This window comes from Clostridium fessum (assembly GCF_027698965.1).
Taxonomy (GTDB): domain Bacteria; phylum Bacillota; class Clostridia; order Lachnospirales; family Lachnospiraceae; genus Otoolea; species Otoolea fessa.
Genome location: NZ_JAQEQF010000002.1, coordinates 175,494 through 200,007, shown reverse-complemented (window position 1 = coordinate 200,007; position 24,514 = coordinate 175,494). Strand labels below are relative to the sequence as shown.

The 24,514-nt window shown below is 46.8% G+C and carries 22 protein-coding genes; all 22 read left to right on the top strand.

Going from position 1 to position 24,514, the window contains the following annotated elements; genetic code table 11:
* Position 1 precedes the first annotated feature (1 nt).
* The 22 genes from PG862_RS03630 (at position 2) to yhbY (ending at position 24,489) form a co-directional block, all read left to right on the top strand.
* Positions 2-2,044: a YgiQ family radical SAM protein gene (locus PG862_RS03630; protein WP_118472364.1), complete on the top strand. Its 2,043-nt coding sequence runs from the start codon at positions 2-4 to the stop codon at positions 2,042-2,044.
* 67 nt (positions 2,045-2,111) lie between these two features.
* A complete protein-coding gene (locus PG862_RS03625; RefSeq protein ID WP_118293503.1) occupies positions 2,112-2,876 on the top strand; it encodes an SDR family NAD(P)-dependent oxidoreductase in 765 nt (254 codons plus the stop codon).
* 57 nt (positions 2,877-2,933) lie between these two features.
* Positions 2,934-3,503, top strand: coding sequence for an O-linked GlcNAc transferase-like protein (locus tag PG862_RS03620; RefSeq protein WP_118472363.1), 570 nt, complete (start codon positions 2,934-2,936; stop codon positions 3,501-3,503).
* A gap of 18 nt (positions 3,504-3,521) precedes the next feature.
* The gene (locus PG862_RS03615; protein WP_118637278.1) at positions 3,522-4,520 is read left to right on the top strand and encodes an RluA family pseudouridine synthase; all 999 of its coding nucleotides are present in this window, start codon (positions 3,522-3,524) and stop codon (positions 4,518-4,520) included.
* Positions 4,521-4,568: 48 nt separating this feature from the next.
* Positions 4,569-5,114: a Holliday junction resolvase RecU gene (locus tag PG862_RS03610; RefSeq protein WP_022358599.1), complete on the top strand. Its 546-nt coding sequence runs from the start codon at positions 4,569-4,571 to the stop codon at positions 5,112-5,114.
* Complete coding sequence (gene pepT / locus PG862_RS03605; RefSeq protein ID WP_270706528.1) at positions 5,111-6,430, top strand: peptidase T; 1,320 nt, start codon at positions 5,111-5,113, stop codon at positions 6,428-6,430. The genes PG862_RS03610 and pepT overlap by 4 nt, the downstream gene beginning before the upstream one ends.
* Before the next feature lie 379 nt (positions 6,431-6,809).
* Positions 6,810-9,515 (top strand): VWA domain-containing protein, encoded by a 2,706-nt coding sequence (locus tag PG862_RS03600; protein WP_270706526.1) that lies wholly within the window; start codon positions 6,810-6,812, stop codon positions 9,513-9,515.
* Positions 9,516-9,541: 26 nt separating this feature from the next.
* Complete coding sequence (locus PG862_RS03595; RefSeq protein WP_270706524.1) at positions 9,542-11,554, top strand: hypothetical protein; 2,013 nt, start codon at positions 9,542-9,544, stop codon at positions 11,552-11,554.
* 23 nt (positions 11,555-11,577) lie between these two features.
* Positions 11,578-13,605 (top strand): zinc ribbon domain-containing protein, encoded by a 2,028-nt coding sequence (locus PG862_RS03590; protein ID WP_270706522.1) that lies wholly within the window; start codon positions 11,578-11,580, stop codon positions 13,603-13,605.
* A gap of 18 nt (positions 13,606-13,623) precedes the next feature.
* On the top strand, positions 13,624-14,055 hold the full coding sequence (locus PG862_RS03585; protein WP_270706520.1) for a zinc ribbon domain-containing protein: 432 nt from the start codon (positions 13,624-13,626) through the stop codon (positions 14,053-14,055).
* A gap of 17 nt (positions 14,056-14,072) precedes the next feature.
* On the top strand, positions 14,073-15,149 hold the full coding sequence (locus PG862_RS03580) for a zinc ribbon domain-containing protein (RefSeq protein ID WP_270706518.1): 1,077 nt from the start codon (positions 14,073-14,075) through the stop codon (positions 15,147-15,149).
* Between the two features lie 30 nt (positions 15,150-15,179).
* A complete protein-coding gene (locus PG862_RS03575) occupies positions 15,180-16,022 on the top strand; it encodes a hypothetical protein (RefSeq protein ID WP_270706517.1) in 843 nt (280 codons plus the stop codon).
* A 46-nt stretch (positions 16,023-16,068) separates the two neighbouring features.
* Complete coding sequence (locus PG862_RS03570; protein WP_270706516.1) at positions 16,069-16,863, top strand: hypothetical protein; 795 nt, start codon at positions 16,069-16,071, stop codon at positions 16,861-16,863.
* A 42-nt stretch (positions 16,864-16,905) separates the two neighbouring features.
* Positions 16,906-18,444 (top strand): zinc ribbon domain-containing protein, encoded by a 1,539-nt coding sequence (locus tag PG862_RS03565; protein ID WP_270706515.1) that lies wholly within the window; start codon positions 16,906-16,908, stop codon positions 18,442-18,444.
* 42 nt (positions 18,445-18,486) lie between these two features.
* The gene (locus PG862_RS03560) at positions 18,487-19,332 is read left to right on the top strand and encodes an SH3 domain-containing protein (RefSeq protein WP_270706513.1); all 846 of its coding nucleotides are present in this window, start codon (positions 18,487-18,489) and stop codon (positions 19,330-19,332) included.
* A 4-nt stretch (positions 19,333-19,336) separates the two neighbouring features.
* On the top strand, positions 19,337-20,389 hold the full coding sequence (locus PG862_RS03555; RefSeq protein ID WP_333563185.1) for a M14 family zinc carboxypeptidase: 1,053 nt from the start codon (positions 19,337-19,339) through the stop codon (positions 20,387-20,389).
* A 433-nt stretch (positions 20,390-20,822) separates the two neighbouring features.
* Positions 20,823-21,689: a transposase gene (locus tag PG862_RS03550; RefSeq protein WP_118570829.1), complete on the top strand. Its 867-nt coding sequence runs from the start codon at positions 20,823-20,825 to the stop codon at positions 21,687-21,689.
* A 139-nt stretch (positions 21,690-21,828) separates the two neighbouring features.
* Positions 21,829-22,137, top strand: a complete 309-nt coding sequence (gene rplU / locus PG862_RS03545; protein WP_106999905.1) for a 50S ribosomal protein L21 — start codon at positions 21,829-21,831, stop codon at positions 22,135-22,137.
* 5 nt (positions 22,138-22,142) lie between these two features.
* Entirely contained in the window at positions 22,143-22,472 is a 330-nt protein-coding gene (locus PG862_RS03540; protein WP_022359434.1) for a ribosomal-processing cysteine protease Prp, read from the top strand.
* 3 nt (positions 22,473-22,475) lie between these two features.
* Entirely contained in the window at positions 22,476-22,766 is a 291-nt protein-coding gene (gene rpmA, locus PG862_RS03535) for a 50S ribosomal protein L27 (RefSeq protein ID WP_022359433.1), read from the top strand.
* 59 nt (positions 22,767-22,825) lie between these two features.
* Positions 22,826-24,118 carry a GTPase ObgE gene (gene obgE / locus PG862_RS03530; RefSeq protein WP_106999904.1) on the top strand — a complete coding sequence of 431 codons (1,293 nt, stop codon included), beginning with the start codon at positions 22,826-22,828 and terminating at the stop codon, positions 24,116-24,118.
* Positions 24,119-24,192: 74 nt separating this feature from the next.
* Positions 24,193-24,489 (top strand): ribosome assembly RNA-binding protein YhbY, encoded by a 297-nt coding sequence (gene yhbY, locus PG862_RS03525; RefSeq protein ID WP_022359431.1) that lies wholly within the window; start codon positions 24,193-24,195, stop codon positions 24,487-24,489.
* Positions 24,490-24,514 lie beyond the last annotated feature (25 nt).

Below are 24,514 nucleotides of genomic sequence, written 5' to 3'. Positions count from 1 at the left end.
AATGATACATGATTTTTTACCGATCTGCCGGGCGGATATGGACAAGCGCGGCTGGGAGAGCTGCGATTTTGTCTACGTGTGCGGGGATGCGTATGTCGATCACCCGTCATTCGGCCACGCGATCATCAGCCGTATGCTCGAAGCGCACGGCTATAAAGTAGGCATCATCGCCCAGCCGGACTGGAAGAATCAGAAATCCATCCAGATTTTGGGTGAGCCGCGTCTAGGATGGCTGGTCAGTGCCGGAAATATGGATTCGATGGTGAATCATTACTCTGTTTCCAAAAAGCGCCGCGCAAAGGATTCCTACACACCGGGCGGCGAGATGGGAAAACGTCCGGATTATGCGACGATAGTCTATTCTAACCTGATCCGCACCTGGTCGAAAAAGCCGATCATTCTCGGCGGTATCGAAGCCAGCCTGCGGCGTCTGGCACATTATGATTACTGGTCCGGAAAAATGAAACGGTCCATTCTGCTGGATTCCCAGGCAGATCTGATTTCCTACGGAATGGGTGAGCGCTCGATCGTGGAGATCGCGGATGCACTGGCGAGCGGCATCGAGGCGAAGGATATCACCTTCATTGAAGGAACCGTTTATAAGGCAGACAATCTGAATTCCGTTTACGATGAAATCCGTCTGCCGTCTTACCGCGAGGTTTCCTCTGATAAAAAGACGTATGCGGAAAGTTTTTACACCCAGTACAGCAATACGGATCCATTTTCAGGAAAACGTCTCGTTGAGCCGTACAGCGACCGCCTCTATGTGGTCCAGAATCCGGCGGCGAAGCCGTTGACGCAGGAAGAGATGGACGATGTCTACGCACTTCCATACATGAGAACCTGGCATCCGTGTTACGATGCAGCGGGTGGTATTCCGGCGATTACGGAAGTAAAATTCAGCCTGATCAGCAACCGTGGATGTTTCGGCGGATGCAGCTTCTGTGCGCTGACCTTCCATCAGGGACGCATCGTGCAGACCCGCAGCCATGAATCAATTATTCAGGAAGCAGAACTTTTGACCCAGGAACCAGATTTCAAGGGGTATATCCACGATGTCGGCGGTCCGACGGCAAACTTCCGTCACCCGGCATGCGAAAAACAGATGACCTACGGCGCCTGTCCGCACAAACAGTGCCTGTTCCCGCAGCCGTGCAAAAATATGAATGCCGATCACAGCGATTATATTTCCCTGTTAAAGAAACTGCGGGCGATTCCGAAGGTGAAGAAAGTTTTTATCCGTTCGGGCATCCGTTTCGATTATCTGCTGGCGGAGAAAAACCGGGCATTTTTGCGGGAACTTTGTCGGTACCATGTCAGTGGACAGCTCAAGGTAGCGCCGGAACATATATCGGATAATGTATTAAAACGGATGGGAAAACCGGAGAATAAGGTCTACCGCCAGTTCATGAAGGAATATACTGCAATGAATGACTCGCTGGGAATGAAGCAGTACCTTGTTCCGTACCTGATGTCCTCCCATCCGGGTTCCACGCTCAAGGAGGCGATCGAACTGGCAGAATATCTGCGGGACCTCGGCTACATGCCGGAGCAGGTGCAGGATTTCTATCCGACACCATCCACACTGTCTACGTGTATGTATTACACGGGATATGATCCGCGCACGATGGAAAAGGTGTACGTGCCGACCAACCCGCATGAGAAAGCGATGCAGCGTGCGCTGATCCAGTACCGCAACCCGAAAAACTATGATCTGGTGCTGGAAGCACTCCGTCTGGCAGGCAGAACGGATCTGATCGGTTTTGATAAGAAATGCCTGATCCGTCCGCGGCAGATCAAAGGACGCGATTTCGCGGCTGGCGGATATAAAGGGACGCATCATGGCAGCCAGACGACAAAACCGGCTGCTGCCAATCGTGCAAAAGACGCCAAAAGACCGGCTGTGGGCGGTATGACCGGGCACAAACAGACCGGCGTAAATGAAAATGGACGAAATGCGGGGGGATTTGGCGGCGCTGTAGGTGGAAAGAGCAGCGGAAGCGGAAAGAAAAAAACCATCCGGAACGTGCACAAGAAGAAATAAAACGTATGTACGCTCGGAATGCAGGAACGACTCCGAGCGTACATACTTGAGACGGGAGGAATTTCTCATGAAAATTGCGATAATTACAGGTGCCTCTTCCGGCATGGGGCGCGAGGCAGCCAGACAGCTGGCGGATCGCTTTTCGGGACTTCAGGAAGTCTGGCTGATTGCCCGCCGGATGGACCGGATGCAGGAGCTGGAACGGACGCTGCCCATCCCGGCGCGGTGTTTCGCCATCGATCTGACGGATGCATCCCAGCGGGAGACGCTGGAAAACGAGCTGGCGGCGCGCAAGCCCAACGTAAAGCTTTTGGTAAATGCTTCCGGCTTTGGTAAAATCGGAACGGTCGGGAACCTGCCGCTTGACGATGAAACGGGAATGGTAGAGCTCAACTGCGAGGCGCTGTGCGCGGTCACGCATATGGTGCTTCCCTATATGAGCGAAAACAGCCGGATTCTCCAGTTCGCGTCAGCAGCCTCCTTTCTGCCGCAGCCGGGATTTGCCATCTATGCGGCAACCAAGGCATTTGTCTTAAGCTACAGCCGCGCCCTGCGGGAAGAACTCCGCCCGCGCAGAATCGGCGTGACGGCGGTCTGCCCCGGACCGGTCAAAACCGAATTTTTCGACATTGCCGAGACAACCGGGGAGATTCCTCTTTATAAGCGTCTGGTGATGGCAGATCCGCACAAAGTTGTAAAACTTGCCATCCGCGACTGTATGGCGGGAAAAAGCGTGTCGATTTACGGCGTATGGATGAAGGCATTCTTTGTGCTCTGCAAGATAGTTCCGCATGAGTGGATTCTGCGCGCGATGCAGGCGTTAAACCATTAAATCAGACAAAAAGCTAGTATCATTCAATAAAAACATGATAGAAAGGATTTTTACACCGTGAAAAAGATAAAAAAAGGCGATTACGGCTACCGCAATCATTTCAAGCGGAAACAGCTTTTTATCATCGCACTTCTGGCGTTATTTATCATCGCACAGCTGGTTGGGCGATCTTTTACAGACAATGATTCCATCAAAAAAATTCTGACGGTCATGGCGATCGTCACGGTACTTCCGGCGGCGAATCTCGCTTCCCCGCTGATTGCCATTTTCAAATACCATACACCGGAGCAGGCGTTTCATGAGGCATATATGCCGTATGAGGAAAAATTTGAAGTTCTCTATGATCTGGTTCTGACGACACCGGAAGATGTGATTCCGTCCGATGTGACCGTCGTTCACCCGACCGGCATCTATGTGTACTGCATTAATCCAAAGCTGAATGTAAAGCGCGCGGAGGCAGGTTTAAATGAACTGTTAAAGGCTAACAAACTGGATCCGAACCTGAAAATCGTGACCTCACGCAGCACCTTTGACAAGCGGATTCACAGCCTGAAACCGGCGTCAGAGTATGAGGACGATGGAACTGTAGAGTACGGTGTGCGCGTAATAAAAGGATTATCGATGTAAAAAAGGGAGGCGGCAGCCATGCGGATGCTGACAGTATCTAAAAATGAGGCGGGGCAGCGCCTGGACAAGCTGCTGGCAAAATATCTGAATCTGGCGGGAAAAAGCTTCATTTATAAAATGATGCGGAAGAAAAATATTACCCTGAACGGAAAAAAATGCGACGGTTCCGAACATCTGACCGAGGGCGATGAGATCAAGCTGTTTCTGGCAGAAGAGACGATTGAGAAGTTTTCGGAAGTGAAGATTCAGAAAGTACAAAAGAAAAAACTCGATATTGTCTACGAGGACGAACATATTTTACTGATCAATAAGCCATCTGGAATGCTGTCCCAGAAAGCGAAAGAGACGGATGAATCGTTGGTTGAATACCTGATTGACTATCTGCTGGATTCCGGCAAATTAAAGAAAGAGGACCTGGCGTGCTTCCGTCCGTCCGTCTGCAACCGCCTCGACCGCAACACAAGCGGCATCGTGGCAGCTGGACGTTCCCTGCCGGGACTGCAGATCATGTCCGAGGTCATCAAGGACCGGAGTCTGGGAAAATATTATGTCTGCGTCGTGCGGGGAATCGTAAAAGGCGAAGCCCGCATCGAGGGATGGCTGACGAAAAATGAAAAGACGAATCAGGTGTCGATCCGAAAAGAGGAGACCCCTGGAAGTCTGCCGATCCGGACTGCATACAGACCGCTGGTATCTGGAAATGGATATACCCTTCTGGAGGTTCATCTGATCACCGGACGATCCCACCAGATCCGCGCCCACCTGGCTTCCATCGGACACCCGATCGCCGGGGATCCAAAGTACGGCGATCCCCGGGTCAATGAGGAAGTGAAGAAACGCTTCGGCGTCCGCTCACAGATGCTTCATGCGTGGCGGCTGGTAATGCCGGAAACGATCTCCGAGCCGCTTTCATATCTGGCGGGCAAAGAATTTACCGCGCCTATGCCAGCGGAGATGAAGCGGATGGAAGAGATGATGAAATCAGCTCCAAAACGCCCAGCCAATCATCGCCTGTAAATTTTAAATTGTGCGAAAAATCAAAAAAATAAGTGGAGGAGCAACAACATGGGGACTTGGAACAGCCGGGGACTTCGTGGTTCAACCCTGGAGGATATGATAAACCACACAAACGATCTTTACCGTGAGAAAAAGCTGGCATTGATCCAGAAAATCCCGACGCCGATCACGCCCGTCTCGATCGATAAAACCAGCCGCCATATCACGCTGGCGTATTTCGACCAGAAGAGTACCGTCGATTACATCGGCGCGATTCAGGGCGTCCCGGTCTGCTTTGATGCGAAAGAATGCGCGGCAGATACATTTCCACTGCAGAACGTCCATCCGCATCAGGTCGCATTTATGCGGGAATTTGAAGAGCAGGGCGGGATTGCTTTCTTAATTATATATTTTTCACAGAGGGATGAACTTTACTACCTGCCATTTTTCCATCTGGACGCATACTGGGAGCGGATGCAGCAGGGCGGACGGAAGAGTTTTACATATGAGGAAATGGATAAAACGTGGCGCATCAAAAGCCACCGGGATATATTAGTCCATTATCTGGAACCGCTGAGCCGGGATTTAGGAGAAAGAGAGGATGATTTTTCATGACAACAGCTGTAGAACGTTTTTTGAAATATGTATCATATGATACGCAGTCAGACGAGGCATATGACACCTGCCCGAGCACGGAAAAACAGCTTCTGTTAGCCAATGAGCTGAAACGCGAGCTGGAAGAAATGGGTGCATCCGATGTGCGGATGAGCGAGTACGGATACCTGTTTGCACGCATTCCGGATAATACAGGCAGTACCTCTGCACCGCAAGAAGCGGAAGCTTCTTTCAGCACTGCGTCTGCTCACGGTGCATCCGGCGTTGGACAAAAAAACACCATCCCGGCACTTGGCTTCATTTCCCACATGGACACCGCGCCGTCCTTAACCGGAACAAACGTAAAGCCGCGCATCGTCCAGGCATATGACGGCAAAGATATCATATTAAATGCAGAAAAACAAATTGTCATGAAAGTTTCAGAATTTCCGTTTTTAGCCGACTTAAAAGGTCAGGATCTGATCGTAACCGACGGAACCACGCTTCTGGGCGCCGACGATAAGGCAGGCGTGGCGGAGATCATGACGATGGCAGAATATTTCCTGAGCCACCCGGAGATCCCGCACGGCGAGATCTGCATTGGATTTACGCCGGACGAGGAGATCGGACGCGGCGCGGATCGTTTCGATGTGAAAGACTTCGGTGCAGCGGTTGCTTATACGGTAGACGGCGGTCCGATCGGCGAGATCGAATATGAAAATTTCAACGCCGCTTCCGGCAAAGTCCGGATTCAGGGAGCCAGCATCCATCCGGGTGATGCGAAGCTCAAGATGAAAAATGCCCTTCTCATCGGCATGGAATTTCAGAGCCTGCTGCCGGTCTTCGAAAATCCGATGTACACAGAAGGTTACGAGGGATTCTATCACCTGGATGAAATGAGCGGAAATGTAGAAGAGGCGCAGTTAAATTACATCATCCGCGATCACGACCATGAAAAATTTGAACAGAAAAAGCAATTTTTCGCCGAAGCCGCCGATTTTCTGAGCCGCAAATACGGTAAGGGCACCGTGATCGCCGAAGTAACGGACAGCTACTACAACATGAAAGAAAAAATTGAGCCGTGTATGTACCTGATCGATATCGCCAAAGAGGCGATGACAGCCTGCGGCATCGAGCCGGAGGTCGTTCCGATCCGCGGCGGCACCGATGGCGCCCGCCTCTCCTACATGGGGCTCCCGTGCCCGAACCTCTGCACCGGCGGGTATAACTATCATGGAAAATATGAATTTATTCCGGTGGATTCGCTTCAGAAGACGGCGGAGATATTAGTGGAGATTGGAAAGCGGTTTGCAGCCCTGGCCGATTGGAATAAATAGTAGTAGGAGAATCTAACCATTTTTTCCGTTAAATACTGAAAAATGTTGAAGAAACAATCAGTGTGTGATAAGATTATATATAGGAAAAATAAAAAGCATAGCACCTGTCAATGTGCGGGAACACACTGACAGGTGTGATAAGTGTTTTGGCGAACACAGATCACAAGGAAGCTACCCTACTACGCTCGTAGTCTATTATAATGCAAGCAAGGCATTTAGGCAAGACAAAAAACGGGCTGTGGTTTATTTGCTGTACATTTAGGCAAGGTGTGACGTGATGCGCGGGACACCTTGCTTTTTGTATATCCGACAGGGGAAGAGCTGGAAGTTGATCAGGACTCCCAGCTCTTTTTCTACTTGTTTTACGGAGGACAAAGGGATGGACGAGCAGCAGATTACGGGATTATTAAGGCGATTTTACGCGGGAGACCAGAAGGCTTTGGAAGAGCTTTATCGGTTGACCGGTAAATTCGCCTTTTTTCATGCCCGGACGATGGTCCGGCAGGACGAAGAAGCATGGAAATTTGTTGAGACATTTTATACGGATTTATATAAAGCACAGGCAATACCCACATCGGAAGAAAAGGTTGATGGATGGCTTGCCAGCTGGATTCTGAAAGAAGGACAAAAGCTTCTGGCAGCCAGACAGGGAACGGTATCTTCGGTTCATGCAGGCAATGCCCCGACCCTTCCGGAGGAAGATAAAAGCGCGATCCTCGATGACAGCCTGATCCCGGTATTGGCGGAAGCATTGAATCAGCTGCCGCCGCTTCAGAAGACGGCAGTCTGGGGCTTCTATATGGACGGATTGTCGTTCGATGAACTGGCAGACTGTTTTGGATGCCAGCGCCAGACTGTCGAGACACGGCTTTATTATGCACAAAAGGGACTTCTGACGCGGCTTAGAAGCAGTGTTCCAGAACAGACATTTCCGGAAATCCTAAATACAGCGACGATTCAGCGGGGGCTTCTGGCACTCTATGAAAATACGGAATATCCGGAATACATCAGCGCCCTTGCCCTGGCGGAGATAGAAAAGAAGCTCGGTTTTATTTCGGACGAGGAACAGATGGAACATCTCAGTCCAGATAGCGAAGATACAGGCGGCGACTATGAAGACGAGGAAGCCTATGACAGAGAATCAAGAAATCTTCCCCACAGACGGAGAAAATCCTCATCCTTTAAAAAGAAAATCTGGGCGGCAGCCGCAGCTGTCCTCGTCCTGGCGGGTGCGGGCGGCGGATTTGCCTGGTATCAGCATCATACAACCATTGTCCGCCAGCAGAAAGAACTGGCAAGTCTGGTGGAAGCCAGCGGCGGACTCTATGGATGGCTGTCCGAACAAAAAGCCGTCCTTCAGGAATGCCCGCTGACGGAGGAAGAAAAAGAAAAACTGAATGCATTTCTGGATCAGGGAAAACAGATGCAGGAATCCGACTATAAGGGACAGATCGCATTTGTCCAGCAGATGGCAGATTTTGAGGCAGCCGTCAAGACCCGGCTGGACAGCGAAGAGACATCAAAACTGGAGGAGCTGACCGCACAGGACCCGGGCTATGCGACGGATGAACAGCTTTCCCAGATGTCGCAGTATTCAGAACAGGCAAAAGAATTGATTCAGAATGGAAAATACAAACAATTCGAAGCTCTTGCAGCTGAGTGGAAGGAATACGCCGCACAGGCAGCAGCAAAGAAAACGGGATTGGATGTATCTGTCGTTCAGTACGATTTTTCGGAATTTCCAAAGATCCGCCTGTATCTGGATGTCCGCGATTCAGGCAGCGGAGAAAGTGTTAAAAATCTGGCTCCGAATATGTTTTATGTATCGGAGCGCGATGCAGCCACAGGCGATTTCCTGCGCCGTTCCGTGGAGAAAGCCGTTCTGATGAACGAGAACGAAGGCTTAAACATGGATCTTCTCGCGGACACCAGCGGAAGTATGCAGAATGGAAATATGGAAGCAGCGAAGGATGTCATGCATCACTTCATCGACACCGTACAGTTTGGCGCAGGCGACCGCGTCAAACTGACGCCGTTTAACAGTGATATCGATAAAACTCGCTATTTCACCTCCGATGCCGGACAGTTAAATTCTGAGATCAGCAGCTACGTGGCAGACGGAGGAACGAAGCTCTATGATGCGATCATCTATGGCGTACAGGATGTTTCCGGTCAGGAAGGGGCAAAATGCGTCATTGCATTTACCGACGGAATAGATGAACACAGCTACAATACGGCACAGGATGTCGTAAACGTCGTATCGAGATACCGGATTCCGGTCTTCATCGTGCGAATCGGTGATACATCCACCTCCGGCGCAGACGCAGAACTCCGCCAGATTGCCGAGGCATCCGGCGGAAGCTTTAAAAACATGGCGCAGTTCAATGCAGATATGAACGCATTTTACAGCCAGATTTACCGTCAGATCAAAGAGTACTACGTCGTAGAGTATGAAGTGGACGACTCAAAAACGATTCTTGACACCCGGGATGTCTCCGTCTATGTACAGGACGGCAGCAAGGGCGGCGAAAGCGAGATGAACATTAAAGCAGGCGATGAATTTTTCGAGTCGCTGCTCGGAAGTTATCTGAGAAGCTATATCACAGATATGAACAATCATCACTATGAGCAGCTCGAACAATATGTAGACAATACAGTAGCAGCCGACAACACATGGTCAATCCAGTGGCAGATGAAGAAACAGGTAACCGGCGGATTTTCCAACGTAGCCGAAGAGACGCTGATGGACTATGAGGTAACCAGTGTGACGGTGGAAGATGAAAATACGATTCATTTAAAAGCAAACGAAAACTATGACGTAGTTTACGATGAGGTGCTGGGAGATCTTAGAAAGAGCCAGCGGACGATGGCAGCCGATATCATCAGCTACCTGAATGCACGCGGCTATTCCAATCTGGACGATTCCACCACCGTGCGCGCATGGGCGAAAGTCAACCAGAAGCCGGAGTATATCCTTCGAAAAGGAAACGATGGCAAGTGGAAGTTTTCGGAGTATGCCGGAAGTCTGACGCTGGATGAAAAACGGCAGTTGTATAGTGCTGAGATAACGGGAAGTACGTGGTAGGAGGCAGAAAATAAAAGGAGAATGGTATGAAAAACGAACAAAACGAAAACTTCTTATATGACCCGGAAACGGGTGAACCGATTTACCCACAACCAGAGGACGCACCGCGTTTTGACCCGGAGACAGGTCGTCCACTTGGGAACAATCAGCCAACCGATGCCGCACCGGATCTTTTCGATCCGGAGACGGGGCTTCCAGTTGGACAAGCTTCACCAAGCAACGCAATTCCCGATCGCTTTGATCCGGAGACGGGACTTCCGCTCGGACAGAGTCAGCCAACGGACGCTGCCCCGGATCTCTTCGATCCGGACACAGGGCTTCCCCTTGGACAGGGCGCAGCCAGCCCGGACCGTTTCGACCCGGACACGGGTCTTCCGATCGGTTCTGTTGCCCCCGATCGCTTTGATCCAGACACAGGGCTTCCGATCGGCAGAGGTGCTGCATGCGTAGCAGGTGCAGCCGGAAAAGGTTTTATGCACGGCAAGACACTGGCGGCCGCAGGCGCTGGAATTATTGTGCTGGCAGCGGGCGGCACTGCCATCGCTGGCGGCGGACATCTGATGAAAAACAAAAAAGATATTGTCTCTGATGCCCTGACCGGAATCGTGGAGACGATGGATGACGGATACCTGGAGCAGACGTTTGGACTGAAAGATTTGCAGGAGCTGGCAGCGGGCGGAGATTCTACGATGGGTGTTTCTCTCGATTTCGACGGACTTTCACGCCTTGGTCTTCCAGATTCCCTCGCCGTCGATGTGAATCTGTCGAAAAATACCAAAAAGGATGCCGCTCTTCTGAATGCAGCTGTGAAAGCGGGCGGTATGGATCTGGGGACATTTTCCCTGTATGCGGATAACCAGATGTTAGCCGCTGCTGCCCCGGAGCTTATCTCACCGGTTCTCACATTAGACTATCAAAACCGCCCAGACAAGCGCGTCGAATCTTCCTTTATGGGGGAACAGCTGAATATCGAGTCTGAGGATTTCAAATATGCAGCAGAAGTAACTGGAATCTTCCATGATGCAGTTATGGGGAAAAAACGGTATTTTGATTTCAGCGAATTGTATGACCGTTATAAAGAGACAACCAAAGCAGCTGACACACTGAAAAATGCGATGGAAGTTGAAAAATTAGATTCCAAACGTTTTACCGTAGACGGAAAATCACAGAAATGCCGGGGCTATCACGTGGTTGTTTCCCATAAGGATCTGGCTGATTTTGTTAAAACTGCCGGAAAATATCTGGTATCCGATGATGAACTTCAGAATAACGAGATGGCTCGGCTCAAGGATGTATTAACAATTATCCGTATGCTCGAAGGAAATCATTATGATTCAGCGGATTCCCAGGCCGAGGAGCAGATGGATAAATTAAAAGATGCAATCCAGTCCGGTAGCGATGAAATCGAAGCGTTCTTTGACGACAACGTAGATGATCTTGACATGATCCTGTATGTCGATAAAAAAGGAAATGCCGCGCATCTGGAAGTTACAACCAGTATTGATATGGGTAATCTCTATGATGTTGAAGCTGCTTTTGATTTTGAAGGCGGTTCCATTCCAACCCGTGAGATGAATGGTACGATAACCGCTGATTCCGGATCCAGCCGTCTTGGCCTTAAATTAGATAAGGCAGAAAAAAATACAAAGGAGCTCTGGCAGTCAGACTGGGATATTATCTTATCGGAGGATTCGTCGGATACACGTATATCGCTAACCCTGGAACATGATAAGAGAGACGATGAATTTCAGCTGGAAGCAAATATAGATGATGCGAAACTGGAGTTAGGGGGAGAAATTCTTGATTACAGCAAGGGCAAATCGATCGAAATCGCGGTCGATACAGCGCGGCTGAACACAGGATGGACTGAAACGTGGCTGAACGATCAGGATAGTTTCAGCATGTTCCTGAAACCACTCTCTGAGAAGGTGGAAATTCCAAAGGGAAAACAGATTGATATTCTGGATGCAGATGAGGATGACTGGACTGACATGGAACGTGAACTGGATCGCAATTTTGATATGATTCGGTCTTACTAAAACAGATAAAGGGGAGAAGATATATGGCATTTTGTGAAAATTGCGGTTCTCCACTCCCGGATGATGCAGCGCATTGTCCGGAGTGTGGAATGGCGGTAGGGATGAAACAGGCAGCAGAATCAGCAGGCAATACAGTGGAAGCAGTGTTCTGCCCGGAATGTGGTGCCAAAAACGCAGGGGATGACCAGTTTTGTCAGGAATGCGGCGCGCCTTTGAACGGACAGGCACCGGTTCATACAAACGCGCCAGGAAAAGCTCCCGTCTCTGACGGAAAGAATCCGCGAAAAAGCTCCGGCGGCACCGGAAAATGGATTGCAGCGGGGGCAGCCGTCGTGATAGTGGCAGGCGCAGCTTTTGCGGTTCCCAAAATATTGGGCGGCAGTACTTCCGGTGGCAGCCCACAAAAGGGTTTTACCTATGAAAAAGACAATGTACTGTACTATACCGACGGAAAGAAAACATTAGAACTGACCGATCGGATCCGAAGCGACAGTTCCAGCACTTATCCGACTTCCCAGATTGCATATTCATCGGATGGAAGATATGTTTTTTACACGGGTAAGTATGGTTCAGGAAGTGAGGGGACTCTTTATCGCAGAGACCTGAAAAAGGACAGCGAAAAGAATGATACCGAAGAGAAGATCGCCAGCGACGTTACTCATGTAGGGCTATATGGAGATAATATTATCTATACCAAGGGATATTCCGTTTCCAACGGGTATCAGTCGGATATATATTTATGTACAAAGGAAGACAGTGAAAAATTATGTTCCGGTGCTTCCAGCTACTATGTCAGCAAAGATGGAACTTCCCTTCTCTGGCTGGACGATGAACAGCGCCTTTACCGCAGCGCAATTGGCGGAAAAGGGGAAAAAGAAAAGCTGGATTCCGATGTGACGGACATTTTATCCACAACGGATGATTTAAACACGGTTTACTACAAAACGAGTGACACCGACCTGTACTGTGCGACAGGCATGGAGACAAAGCGTGTTGATTCCGATGTAGAAGAAGTATTTCCATGCAGTCAGAACAAATGCGTTTATTACACGGTAAAAGGAAAAAGCTACGAGATAAGAGACTTTGTGATTGATGACAGCGTATCATACTACGATTACTGGGCAGAGCAGCAGAGAGAAGACTTGAATAACGCAAGCCCGCTGGAAACCTATGAGCTATACTTGTTTGATGGAAAAGAAAGCAAGCGGATTATGGACAATGTCGATTATGTTTACCGCGTCGATCCTTGTATTTATATCGATGAAGAAAGCAGCAGAACCCAGGAAAAAGCGTATATAGCTGTGTCTGCTATCTATGACCAGTTGCCGCGCATCTCATTTTCACAGGTTTCACGCGATTCATCGGTAACTGCGGAATTTTTCAAATTGCATAGCAATTTTTACAACGGAGAAGTTCCTGCACGCATCGTGACACCGGGTGCTTCGTTGGATGTTATATATGGAAGTAAATATAACTATCATATTGACACTGTCAATCATGTTATTTACCGGGATGTGTTGGAAGAACGGACAAAGGATGGTTCCTCCTCCTACCAGGTTGAACGCCTTGAAAAAATTCCCTACACGCAAAATGGTCTTAAAGAGGCTGTTGTCATCGATGATGATTATGATGGTGCATTCAGTGATAGTAACGGTGATCGCTCATACGCATTTTATGTAGATGATTCCCACCTCTACTATATTACAGATTACAACTACGATCGTTATCGCGGAAGCCTTCGCTGCGATGGAACCGAACTTTTGGATGATGTAGGATATTTAGAGAAAAACAATAACCGCCTGTTTGCGCGGGGAGTTGGAGCTGAGATGGGAAAGGATACCGATCTCTGGGAAATCTCTGGTACAAAAGTGACTGAATACGGTTCTGACATTCACGAATATTTTCCATTAAGCGATGGACGGATGGCACTTCTTCAGGATTACAGTGACCGCCGGTATGAAGGAGACCTGTATCTATGGAAGAATGGAAAAACCGAAAAACTGGACGAGGATGTTCGGATTCTCGAAGATAATTATTACTATATTGATTGATAAAAAGGAGAATGAGATATGGCAGACATCAAGAATACATTTTCAAAGGGGCTTACCATTTTAAACGTAAAAACTGCAAATTTTTTGGAAATCAATAAGATCAAAACGTATATTACCACGCTTCAGACGGAAATCGACACCCTGAAAATGGAGCTGGGCGGAGAATTATATCAGAACTGGGCGGCTTCGGAAACGCCTGTTTCCGAAGCAATGGAAGAAAAACTGAACCTGATTCGTGAAAAAGAGGTACAGATTGCCGAACAGAAGCGCGCCGAAGCAGCACTTCTGGAACAGGAAAAGCAGATTCTCGGCGAAACCGCACAGCCTGCGGCACCGGTGTACAACAATCCGTCAATGCCGGAAAATCCGGTGCTCATCTGCCCGAACTGTGGTCAGGTGTACGAACAGCCGTCGCGGTTCTGCCGTAAGTGCGGAACGCGGATGAATTAAAGAAAGGAGGGATATCTATGTTTTGTCCGAAGTGTGGAAAAGAATTAAAAGGTACTCCAAAATTTTGTACTTACTGTGGTACTCCGATTGTGGAAGAAACTGATAAAGATGCATTTGAAGAAACACAGCATCAGAGACATTCTTCCCACAGTAGAACAGAATCTTCAGCACGTATAGGCTCTGCCAAAACAGTAACATTAGGAATCCCTACAAAGATCGGCATTGGTGCTACCGCAATTTGTCTGATAGCTGGCTCAGCAATGTTCGGATCGCATATGGCGCATCGACGAAATTCTACAGGAACAATCGTTGCTACAGAAGATAGCACGGAAACCACGGAAACGCTTGAAGAAAATATGCTGGCGGAAACTACAACGGAGGTGACAGGCGAAACAGCGGAAATTCAGCAAACAGAAGAAATAATTGCCGAGTCAACAGAAAATCCAGAAAGTGTTCGAATTAAGGAGACGAATCAACAGGCAGTTGCTGCATACCGGAAATACTTATCCGATAGAATGTATTTACCTGATAACCCAGAACCTGGTGAAGAAGGGAGAATTGGGGAGTTTTGTTTGGTAGATTTAAATCAGGATGGTGTATTTGAATTATTTGCAGATAATCTCAACACAGAGTCCTGCTCTGCAGGACAATACATGAATTTTTTGTATTATCAAAACAATTCAATAAAAGAAGAAGGACTTCTACCGTTTTTAATATATGATCCGAAAACCTCAAAGATTATATCCTGGTATTCCAAGCAAGGACTTTTTGTGAATACATACCAGTATTCAGGGAATGCCTTAACAGAACTTGGAGAATGGTCTCTCATAGACAGTCCATGGCAAATGACAGAAAGCGAGTTATTAGAAACAATCAACGACGCAATACGCGTATCTGGAAATGATGCTGGGTATACGGGAAACTTTGTATCGCTGACAGAAGAAAACTTGAAAAAATATTTATCCTCTGATGGTATTGCAACAGGAAACGGAAAAATGGAGCACTTGAATGAAGATATATTGGCACCACTAAAAGAGAGCTGGTATGAAGCAAAAAAATATATGGATGAAGAAAATGCTGCAACGGAACCATAAAATATTCACATACAAAAAGGAGGAAACGATATGAAAAAAAGTACATTTTTAAAAATTGCAGGCGTCTCAGCCATGCTTTCCATAATGGCATCCATGCCCGCATTCGCTGGAAAATGGAAACTAGACGAACAGAACAAATGGTATTGGTATGGAGAAGTTTCTACCACAAATATCTGGAAATGGCTGGATGGCAACAATGATGGTATTTACGAATGCTATTATTTTGACAAAAACAGTCACCCGCTGATGAATGTCATTACACCAGATGGTTACCAGGTCAACGGAGACGGCGCATGGGTCGTGAATGGAGTGGTTCAGACAAAAACATTGTCTGATGAGATCAACTTTATTCGTAGTACTTATGCATATACAAATGCCCACATAGGGGAGTATCAGGCTAAAAGTCAGCCAACAGACCTTTTTAATGGTTACAGCACCGATGGAAGCAATATATTTTATTATACACAGAGCGGAACCCTGGTAAAACAGATCGCACGGTTAGATACTATGACGGTCGAAATTTACCACTTAAATCCGGCATTAGGACGTAGCGCTTCTACAGATTATATTCAGCCAGAAACAACTGCAATTTTTGCATTTGCGTATGATAAAGCTGGAAATGAATACCGTGTTTATCTGAAAGACGCGGAAGTGATCCGCTGCATCGGACCAGATAAAGTGGTACATGATTTTCCGCGTGGATTAATATATGGAGAATTTGTTCGCAGTTCTCTGTATCCAAATCCAGAACTTCAAAGTTATGTATATAAAGAGCAGATCGGGGAAGTTTTGAGAACCATTTCTCCATTTTGGTATCAATCCTACGAGTTTAATGAACGCGATATGGAAGAAATGAAAAATTTTGTGTGGTAATAATTTCCTAAAAAATAAAATGAAAGAAAGAGGACGGTATGGACAAATGAAAAAAACAACGAAAAAAATGATTACACTTATAACAGCGGGCGTATTGTCACTTGCTGCATTTACGCAGGCATATGCGGCAGATTGGAAAAAAGATAACATCGGCTGGTGGTGGCAGGAAGACAATGGCACTTACCCGGTTAATACATGGAAGATGCTCAATGGAAAATGGTATTATTTTTATGGAAATGGCTATATGGCATCTAACATATGGATTGGCAATTATTATGTAGGGTCTGACGGAGCCATGCTGGCAAACACACGCACACCGGACGGTTATCTGGTAGGTGCAGATGGTGCATGGATTCCTGAAGTAAATGAAACAGCCATTCAGCGACAGTATGAGCAGGTTGTTCAGAGACTCCAGAAAGAAGCGGCAGCGGACGATCTTTATGAATTTGAAGATTGGAATATAGTGGATTTAAATGGAGACGGAGTGCCAGAACTTTGTATTGAAGAAAGCTGGAATACTCATGGAGTAATTCGTGTATGGGTATGGAAAAATAATACAGCAACGGAAGTGAATCTGCCACTCTCTGGAAGTTATCAAGAGCGAAAAGGAAATTTATTTGTAAGCTATACATCCGGGCATTCTTCTGGTGAGAGTACGGATTGCTATCGCCTTAACGCCCAGGGTGAAGCTGAATTTGTATATGGATCAAGCTGGACCAATGGCGCCTACAATGGTATTGGAAGAGATGCATATTATTTAGATGATGCGAACGGAAACCATATCATGGAAGTAACCGCGGATTATTTAGCACAAAGAGAAGCTCAACTTGGAATATCATAAAAAGTCTGTTTTAAGTATAAATTTAGGAAGGAAGAATTTAAGATGTTTTGCCCAAAATGTGGAAAAGAACTAAAAGGAACTCCTAAGTTTTGTCCGGGCTGCGGCGCTGCTTTAAACAGTGCCACGGCTAAAAAGCCAGAGCCGAAACCAGTACAGAAGCCTACCCAAACAGCTAATAAGGTAAAAGCATCTGACAAGAAGCCGACTGCCTCAATTCATGCCGCAGAAAAAACGGTTCAGACGGGAACCACTGTAAAATCTTCTATGCTGGGTGTCAAAATCGCACTGGGTATTCTGGGCGTGGCAGCCGTTGGTGGGGCAGCAGGAGCTGGATATTACTTAAACGCGGGAAATAAAAACGATGCGTCGGTGGATGCGATTTTAGAGGCAGGGAAGGCTTCTGATACATCCGATGAGGTGTCTGGTGAAGATGCAACTCTGGTAGAAGAAACGAATGCGGCGGATCTTGGGGAAAATGTGGACGAGATCAACAGGAAGGCGATTGCGGAATATCGGAATTATCTGTTGAGTAAAAAGGATTTGGCTGCAAACGAAGGGGGATTAGGTGCATTTTCTATTCTCGATATTAATGGAGACGGAATTTGGGAAATGTCAGCAACTGCAGCAAATTTACCAGATGCCTCGTATTTGGCGCCTTCCCTAATTATCTGGTATTCAGATGGAGCACTTCATGAAGAGGAGCTTAATGAACCATATAATATTTATGATTTTTCTACTGGTAAAGTAGGTGCTTTCTGTATTCATACAGGAGAAACGGATCTTTGTACATACCAATTTGACGGAAAACAACTAAGTAAAATTGGAGAGTGGTCTGTACAAGATCGTCTTGAATCTAATACAAGTGCAGAAATCAAACAAGTAATGCAGGAAATCGATCAGACTACCGGCGCCAACCAGATGGACCTAGACACAATGGTAGACATAACTGAACAAAACTTAGATGAATATGTATCTGGAAGTGGAAAAAGCACCGGGTATAAGACAGATGCCGAATTATTCTCTTCCGTCCTTCAGGAGGCGCTTGAAGAGGTTCAGGCTCAGGAAGCAGAACAGCAGGCATCAGCAGAAGCTTCTTCCCAGTCAGCCGGCTCCATCGTTCTATCCGAGCCAAACGGCGATCAGGCGGTTGCCGGGATCAATGCAACAGTTCAGAATATTATTAATTCCAATGCATTTGCAGTTGACGGAGAAAGAGTATCTCTTGCAAAATGCCTTGAAAAAATCCGCTGTATTGAAACGGATCGTTTATACGAACAGACGTACAAGCCATTTACAGATGAGCGTCTGAATTTAGATGCGGCATTCCGTAAAGCGGGGTATCAAAATGCTACTATCGCATATTTTTATGATCCATCGGCGGCACCTAATAGCTATTCAGAGCCGATTTATATTTATCTGATCGCAGATGGAAAACACTATCAGTATTACATCCAGAACGGAAAAGTCATCCGCCGAGTTGCGCCAGAGGCAATTACCAGCAATGTAGAAATTAATTTCTTCTTAAAAGCATTGATCGAGGATGGCGCTGCCTGGCATGAAGAAGGAGGGCTTTCGGGCTGAACCGGATGCCCAGTATAAAAATATAAAAGGAGAATCAAAGAAATGTTTTGTCCAAAATGTGGAAATCAAATCAGTGAGCAAACAAAATTCTGCCCGAAATGTGGGGCTTCCATGCTTTCGGCGGGACAGCCGGAACAAGCATCGGCTCCCTCAAAAATGCAAAAGCCTGCAACAGCACCTACGCCGAAACCTCCTAAAAAGGGATTTCCGATTATCGCTGTACTCGCAGGAGTTATCTTGCTGTTAGCCGCTTGCGGTGTAGCGTTTATCCTGGGAAGCAAGAAAGCGGAGCAGGTGCCGGAAGAGACACAGGAGAGTGGCGATCTCTGGGATAACTGGGAAGACGAGACGGAAGAAGAACGTCCGGTAGAAGCAACCGAGGCAGCAGAGGAAACAGAAGCATTCGTCACACAGGCGTATGAAACAACCGCTGCCGCTGCAGCACCTACACCAGAGGCGCTTTCTTCTCAGACATATGAAACAATGTATGTGGTGAACTGTAATGAAAGCATTTCGCTCCGTACCAGCCCGTCCACAAGTGCCGCCGCTGTCCGTCAGATCCCGTACGGGGAGGCAGTCAGCTATATCGGAACCTCCGAGAATGGGTTTTATAAAGTTTCTTACCATGGTGATACGGGTTATGCATTGGCTTCATATTTGTCTTACCAGCCAGCTCCGCCGAAAACGAACACCTATACAACGATGTGGGTTGTGAACTGCAACGAGAGCATTACGCTTCGCACCAGCCCATCGACAAAAGCAACAGAAATCTGCCAGATTCCGCTGGGTGCAACTGTTTCCTATATTGAATCTGCATCAAATGGGTTCTATAAGATTACATATCTCGGAAAAACGGGGTACGCTCTGGCATCTTATCTGAGTTATTAATGCGATGATAAAACGAACTTTATGCTGGAAAATCAAATGGCTGTGTTTGTTTTCTCTGCTTTTAACCTTATCCGCCGGACACAGGCTCCATACCTGTGCGTCGGACACAGCCTCTTTATCATGTGAGCAAAGCGCGCTTTATTCATATGAATCAATGGAGCACGATATTCATACCTTGATTATAAAATATCCTTCTCTTTTACATGGCGACAGTCTCGGGAAGACGCCCGACGGGCGTTATCTGTACCATTTGGTAATCGGAAATGAAAATGCAGAGAAACAGATTCTTCTGTTTGCTTCCATTCATGCGCGGGAATATATCACAACGCCGTTGCTTATGAGACAGACGGCAGCATTGCTGCAGAACCTGTCGGATCAGACAGCATCCTATCGCGGATGTTCCTATCAGGATTTAATGAAGAATATCGCAATTCACATTGTTCCAATGATAAATCCGGATGGTGTCTCCATCAGCCAGTTTGGCATGGATGGAATCCGAAGCGCCACGGTCCGACAGGAAATTTACAAAATTTACGAATTGGATCAAGCGGTTGAAATAGGAAGCTATCTGAGAATCTGGAAATCAAATGCACAAGGTGTGGATCTGAATCGAAATTTTGATGCAATGTGGGATTCTTACAACGATCATCTGGGACATCCTTCCTCCGATCACTATAAGGGGACGTCTCCGGCATCTACGGAAGAAGCAAAGGCGCTGATAAAACTGACTGAGCAGTACCCTTTCAAACGAACGGTAAGCTATCATACACAGGGCGAAGTAATCTATTGGTATTTCGCACAGACCGGCGATTTGTTGAACGAAAGCAAGGCGTTTGCGGAGTCGGCATCCGCCGTCACAGGATATCCATTAGATGCGGACTACACCAAACTCGATCCCGCCGGATATAAAGACTGGGCGATCCAGAAGAAAAACATTCCCAGCCTGACAATAGAGGTAGGCAGAGGTACAAATCCTCTGGAAATGAGTCAGCTTCCTGCGATCTATGAGCAGAATAAGAATGTGATTGGAGAAATTTTGTATGGGTTGAGAGAGTAGTTGGATATAAAGAGATTGAATCCAAACATGTTATAAATTTTTATAATGAGGGCAGAGCGATATGGTTTTATGTGTTGTAAAATATAAAAATATATCCCTCTGCTCTTTTTGTACTATGTGGTTCTATATTTTTGCACAAATATATAGAATCGCTTTTAGCCATATTGTATGTATCATTTCACATACAGGAAATACACCCGTTATATGTTTGTGCGTATTTACAGAATAAATGGTTGCAAAATTCTTACTTGCATATCCGAACCAGATATGTTACATTTAACTCATCAAGCATATATATTTCTTTATCTGCAATTCAAGCAATCTTATATTCTAATTATTAATCTGAGAAATCTTATGCTTATCCAACTTGGCAATACGAAAGGGCAGGAGATTCTCAGAAAAGCCAGATTCTCCTGTCAGAAAGGGGAGAATTATGGGGAATTTAATGAGGGTGCGGAGAAATCACAAGGACACGCTGTTCCGGATGCTGTTCAGCACAAGGGAGAATCTGCTGAGTCTGTACAATGCAGTGAATCATTCGCATTATACAGATCCGAAAGAATTGGAGATTGTGACGCTGAAAAATGCTGTATATATGAATATGAAAAACGATCAGGCATTTTTGCTGGATATGCAGTTAAACTTATATGAACATCAATCGACATGGAATCCGAATATGCCACTGCGTTTTCTGTTCTATGTGGCAAAAGAGTACCAGATGCTGGTCCGGAACCAGACCTTGTACGCATCGGCATTGGTGGAACTGCCGACACCGCATTTTGTAGTATTCTACAATGGAGAAAAAGAGCGGGAGGCGGAGGGACTGCTTAAATTGTCACATTCGTTCATGCAGAAGACAGAACATCCTGAGCTGGAATTGCTTGTGAAGGTTTTAAATATCAATTTGGATAAAAATCTGGAGATCCTGGAAACCTGCCGGTTATTGAAAGAATATATGCTGTTGGTTCATAAAATACGGCAGTATGCGATTGAATACAAAGATATCAATCAAGCGGTTGAAAAGGCTGTGACGGAATGTATCGATGAAAATATATTGGCAGAGTTTCTGAGGAAGAATCGAGCGGAGGCGATAGAGGTGTGTATTTTTGAGTATGACGAGAAGAGGGAAACGGAATTGATACGGAAGGCGGAGTTTGCAGAAGGGGAGAAGGTTGGTGAGGCTAAAATACTTTTAAACCTGATTGAAAAAGGCATACTAACAAAGGAACAAGCCCTTGAACAATTTGGTGGTACTTATGAGGACTTGGAAAAAGCAGCTTTATCCGTAACACTGGTTTGAAATTTTCTCCCAAATTCAAGAAAAAACCATTGACAGATCCATATTCCGATGCTAGAATATCTAAGTGTGCCGCACAGCGAGGCTAAAAGTGCGCAAGCCGCCATAGCTGGCGAGTAATGATAATAGGAGGTGCCATCAGATGTACGCGATTATTGCAACAGGTGGTAAGCAGTATAAGGTTGCCGAGGGCGATGTAATCAAAGTTGAGAGACTCGGTGCTGCTGCAGGTGAAGCTGTTACTTTCGATCAGGTTCTGGCTGTTAACAACGGTGAGATGAAGATCGGATGCCCGACTGTAGAGGGTGCTACTGTATCCGCAACAGTTGTTAAAGAAGGCAAAGGCAAAAAAGTTATCGTTTACAAGTATAAGAGAAAAACTGGCTACCATAAGAAAAATGGTCACAGACAGCTCTTTACAGAAGTTAAGATCGAAAAGATCAACGCTTAATTGAAATGATTCAAGTAGACGTATACTCCGATTCCAAAGGATGTACCACGGGAGTGGAAGTAAAGGGACATGCTGGATATGATGAGTACGGCAAAGATATTGTCTGTGCGGCTGTATCCGTTCTGACTGTCAATATGGCTAATTCGGTGGAAAAATTTACCGATGACGGTTTTAAGGGCAGTGTGGATGAAAAGACAGGTCAGTTTATTTTTCATTTTACCGGTACTGTAAGTGCGGAATCAAAACTCCTGATGGATTCGCTGATACTTGGACTTACCGATATCGCGGAGAGTTATGGAGATAAATACATTAAAATTCGATTCAGGGAGGTGTAACGCATGTTTAAAATGAACCTTCAGTTATTCGCTCATAAAAAAGGTGTTGGTTCCACAAAGAACGGTCGTGATTCTGAGTCTAAGAGACTTGGTGCGAAGAGAGCAGACGGACAGTTCGTATTAGCTGGCAACATTCTTTACAGACAGCGCGGAACCAAGATTCATCCAGGTGTGAACGTAGGACGCGGTGGAGATGATACATTATTCGCTATGGTTGACGGCGTCGTAAAGTTTGAAAGAAAGGGCAGAGACAAAAAGCAGGTTTCTGTTTACCCGAGAACAATTAACGAATAATTATAAAGAAGCTCCATACGGATTGTATGGAGCTTCTTTCAGATCAGAAGGAGGTATTTATGTTTGCCGACAGTGCAAAAATTTATATCAGATCCGGAAAAGGCGGCGATGGTCATGTCAGCTTCCGCCGGGAACTTTTCGTAGCTGCTGGCGGTCCGGACGGCGGCGATGGCGGTCGCGGCGGCGATGTCATTTTTGAAGTGGACGACGGACTGAATACCCTGACCGATTTCCGTCATGTCCGCAAATATGTGGCTGGCGACGGAGAGCAGGGCGGAAAGCGCCGCTGTCACGGAGCAGACGGCGAGGATCTGATTGTCAAGGTTCCAGAAGGAACCGTTATCAAGGATTTTGAATCCGGTAAGGTAATCGCGGATATGTCCGGCGAGAACCGCCGAGAAGTGATTTTAAAAGGTGGCAAGGGCGGTCTTGGAAATATGCACTTTGCGACCTCGACGATGCAGGTTCCGAAATATGCACAGCCGGGACAGCCGGCACAGGAACTCTGGGTACAGCTGGAATTAAAGGTAATCGCAGATGTTGGTCTGGTTGGTTTCCCGAACGTCGGTAAATCGACCTTGCTTTCACGCGTTTCCAATGCACGTCCGAAGATTGCCAATTATCATTTCACGACGCTGAACCCGCATCTTGGAGTGGTTGATCTGCAGGATGGACAAGGCTTTGTCATGGCAGATATTCCGGGGCTTATCGAGGGTGCTTCCCAGGGAATCGGTCTGGGACATGATTTCCTGCGCCATATCGAGAGAACCAAGGTTCTCGTTCATGTTGTGGATGCGGCATCCGTCGAGGGACGTGATCCGGTTGAAGATATCCGTACCATCAATGCGGAGTTAAAAGCATATAATCCGTCGCTTTTAGAGCGTCCGCAGGTGATTGCTGCCAACAAGGTAGATTCGATTTACAATACCGGAGAAGAGGACTGGGAAGACCCGGTAGAGCGCTTAAAACGCGAATTTGAGCCGGAAGGCATCCAGGTATTTGCCATTTCTGCAGTTACCGGACAGGGTGTAAAAGAGCTCCTTTACCATGTAAATGATCTGCTGAAAACGGTTGACCGCAAGCCAGTTATTTTCGAAAAAGAATTTGAGTACCAGTATCAGGGCGAGAATCTTCCGTATACCGTGGAACGCAATGAAGATGGTATTTATGTGGTAGAAGGACCGAAGATCGAGAAGATGCTTGGTTACACAAACCTTGATTCTGAGAAGGGCTTCCAGTTCTTCCAGAAATTCTTAAAGGACAGCGGTATTCTGGCTGAGCTGGAAGAGGCTGGCATCGAAGAGGGCGATACAGTTCGTATGTATGGTCTTGAATTTGATTACTATAAATAATTGACATTTACAATATTTCAAACTCAGAAATCCACACTGGATCTGAGTTTGAATTTTAACAGGAGATAGATTTTATGACAAGCAAACAGAGAGCTTATTTAAAAGGTCTCGCGATGACCATGGATCCGATCTTCCAGATCGGCAAATCCAGCCTGACGCCAGAACTGACCGCTGCTGTGGCAGAGGCGCTGGAGGCCCGCGAGTTAATTAAACTGAATATTCTGAAGAACTGCGTCGATGACGGCAATGAGCTGGCAGCCGTTCTGGCTGAGCGTACCCACGCACAGGTAGTACAGGTAATCGGCAAGAAAATTGTTCTTTATAAAGAGGCAAAGGACGAGAAGAAACGTAAGATCGTTCTGCCAAAATAAAGGGGCTGCATTCTGCGAATGAATC

Coding starts and splice junctions, on each gene's coding strand:
- PG862_RS03540 (WP_022359434.1), top strand. CDS start 22,143: ATGATTCAAGTAGACGTATACTCCGATTCCAAAGGATGTACCACGGGA.
- PG862_RS03580 (WP_270706518.1), top strand. CDS start 14,073: ATGTTTTGTCCGAAGTGTGGAAAAGAATTAAAAGGTACTCCAAAATTT.
- rpmA (WP_022359433.1), top strand. CDS start 22,476: ATGTTTAAAATGAACCTTCAGTTATTCGCTCATAAAAAAGGTGTTGGT.
- PG862_RS03590 (WP_270706522.1), top strand. CDS start 11,578: ATGGCATTTTGTGAAAATTGCGGTTCTCCACTCCCGGATGATGCAGCG.
- PG862_RS03625 (WP_118293503.1), top strand. CDS start 2,112: ATGAAAATTGCGATAATTACAGGTGCCTCTTCCGGCATGGGGCGCGAG.
- PG862_RS03585 (WP_270706520.1), top strand. CDS start 13,624: ATGGCAGACATCAAGAATACATTTTCAAAGGGGCTTACCATTTTAAAC.
- PG862_RS03600 (WP_270706526.1), top strand. CDS start 6,810: ATGGACGAGCAGCAGATTACGGGATTATTAAGGCGATTTTACGCGGGA.
- obgE (WP_106999904.1), top strand. CDS start 22,826: ATGTTTGCCGACAGTGCAAAAATTTATATCAGATCCGGAAAAGGCGGC.
- rplU (WP_106999905.1), top strand. CDS start 21,829: ATGTACGCGATTATTGCAACAGGTGGTAAGCAGTATAAGGTTGCCGAG.
- PG862_RS03565 (WP_270706515.1), top strand. CDS start 16,906: ATGTTTTGCCCAAAATGTGGAAAAGAACTAAAAGGAACTCCTAAGTTT.
- PG862_RS03570 (WP_270706516.1), top strand. CDS start 16,069: ATGAAAAAAACAACGAAAAAAATGATTACACTTATAACAGCGGGCGTA.
- pepT (WP_270706528.1), top strand. CDS start 5,111: ATGACAACAGCTGTAGAACGTTTTTTGAAATATGTATCATATGATACG.
- PG862_RS03555 (WP_333563185.1), top strand. CDS start 19,337: ATGATAAAACGAACTTTATGCTGGAAAATCAAATGGCTGTGTTTGTTT.
- PG862_RS03575 (WP_270706517.1), top strand. CDS start 15,180: ATGAAAAAAAGTACATTTTTAAAAATTGCAGGCGTCTCAGCCATGCTT.
- PG862_RS03615 (WP_118637278.1), top strand. CDS start 3,522: ATGCGGATGCTGACAGTATCTAAAAATGAGGCGGGGCAGCGCCTGGAC.
- PG862_RS03610 (WP_022358599.1), top strand. CDS start 4,569: ATGGGGACTTGGAACAGCCGGGGACTTCGTGGTTCAACCCTGGAGGAT.
- yhbY (WP_022359431.1), top strand. CDS start 24,193: ATGACAAGCAAACAGAGAGCTTATTTAAAAGGTCTCGCGATGACCATG.
- PG862_RS03550 (WP_118570829.1), top strand. CDS start 20,823: ATGGGGAATTTAATGAGGGTGCGGAGAAATCACAAGGACACGCTGTTC.
- PG862_RS03560 (WP_270706513.1), top strand. CDS start 18,487: ATGTTTTGTCCAAAATGTGGAAATCAAATCAGTGAGCAAACAAAATTC.
- PG862_RS03595 (WP_270706524.1), top strand. CDS start 9,542: ATGAAAAACGAACAAAACGAAAACTTCTTATATGACCCGGAAACGGGT.
- PG862_RS03630 (WP_118472364.1), top strand. CDS start 2: ATGATACATGATTTTTTACCGATCTGCCGGGCGGATATGGACAAGCGC.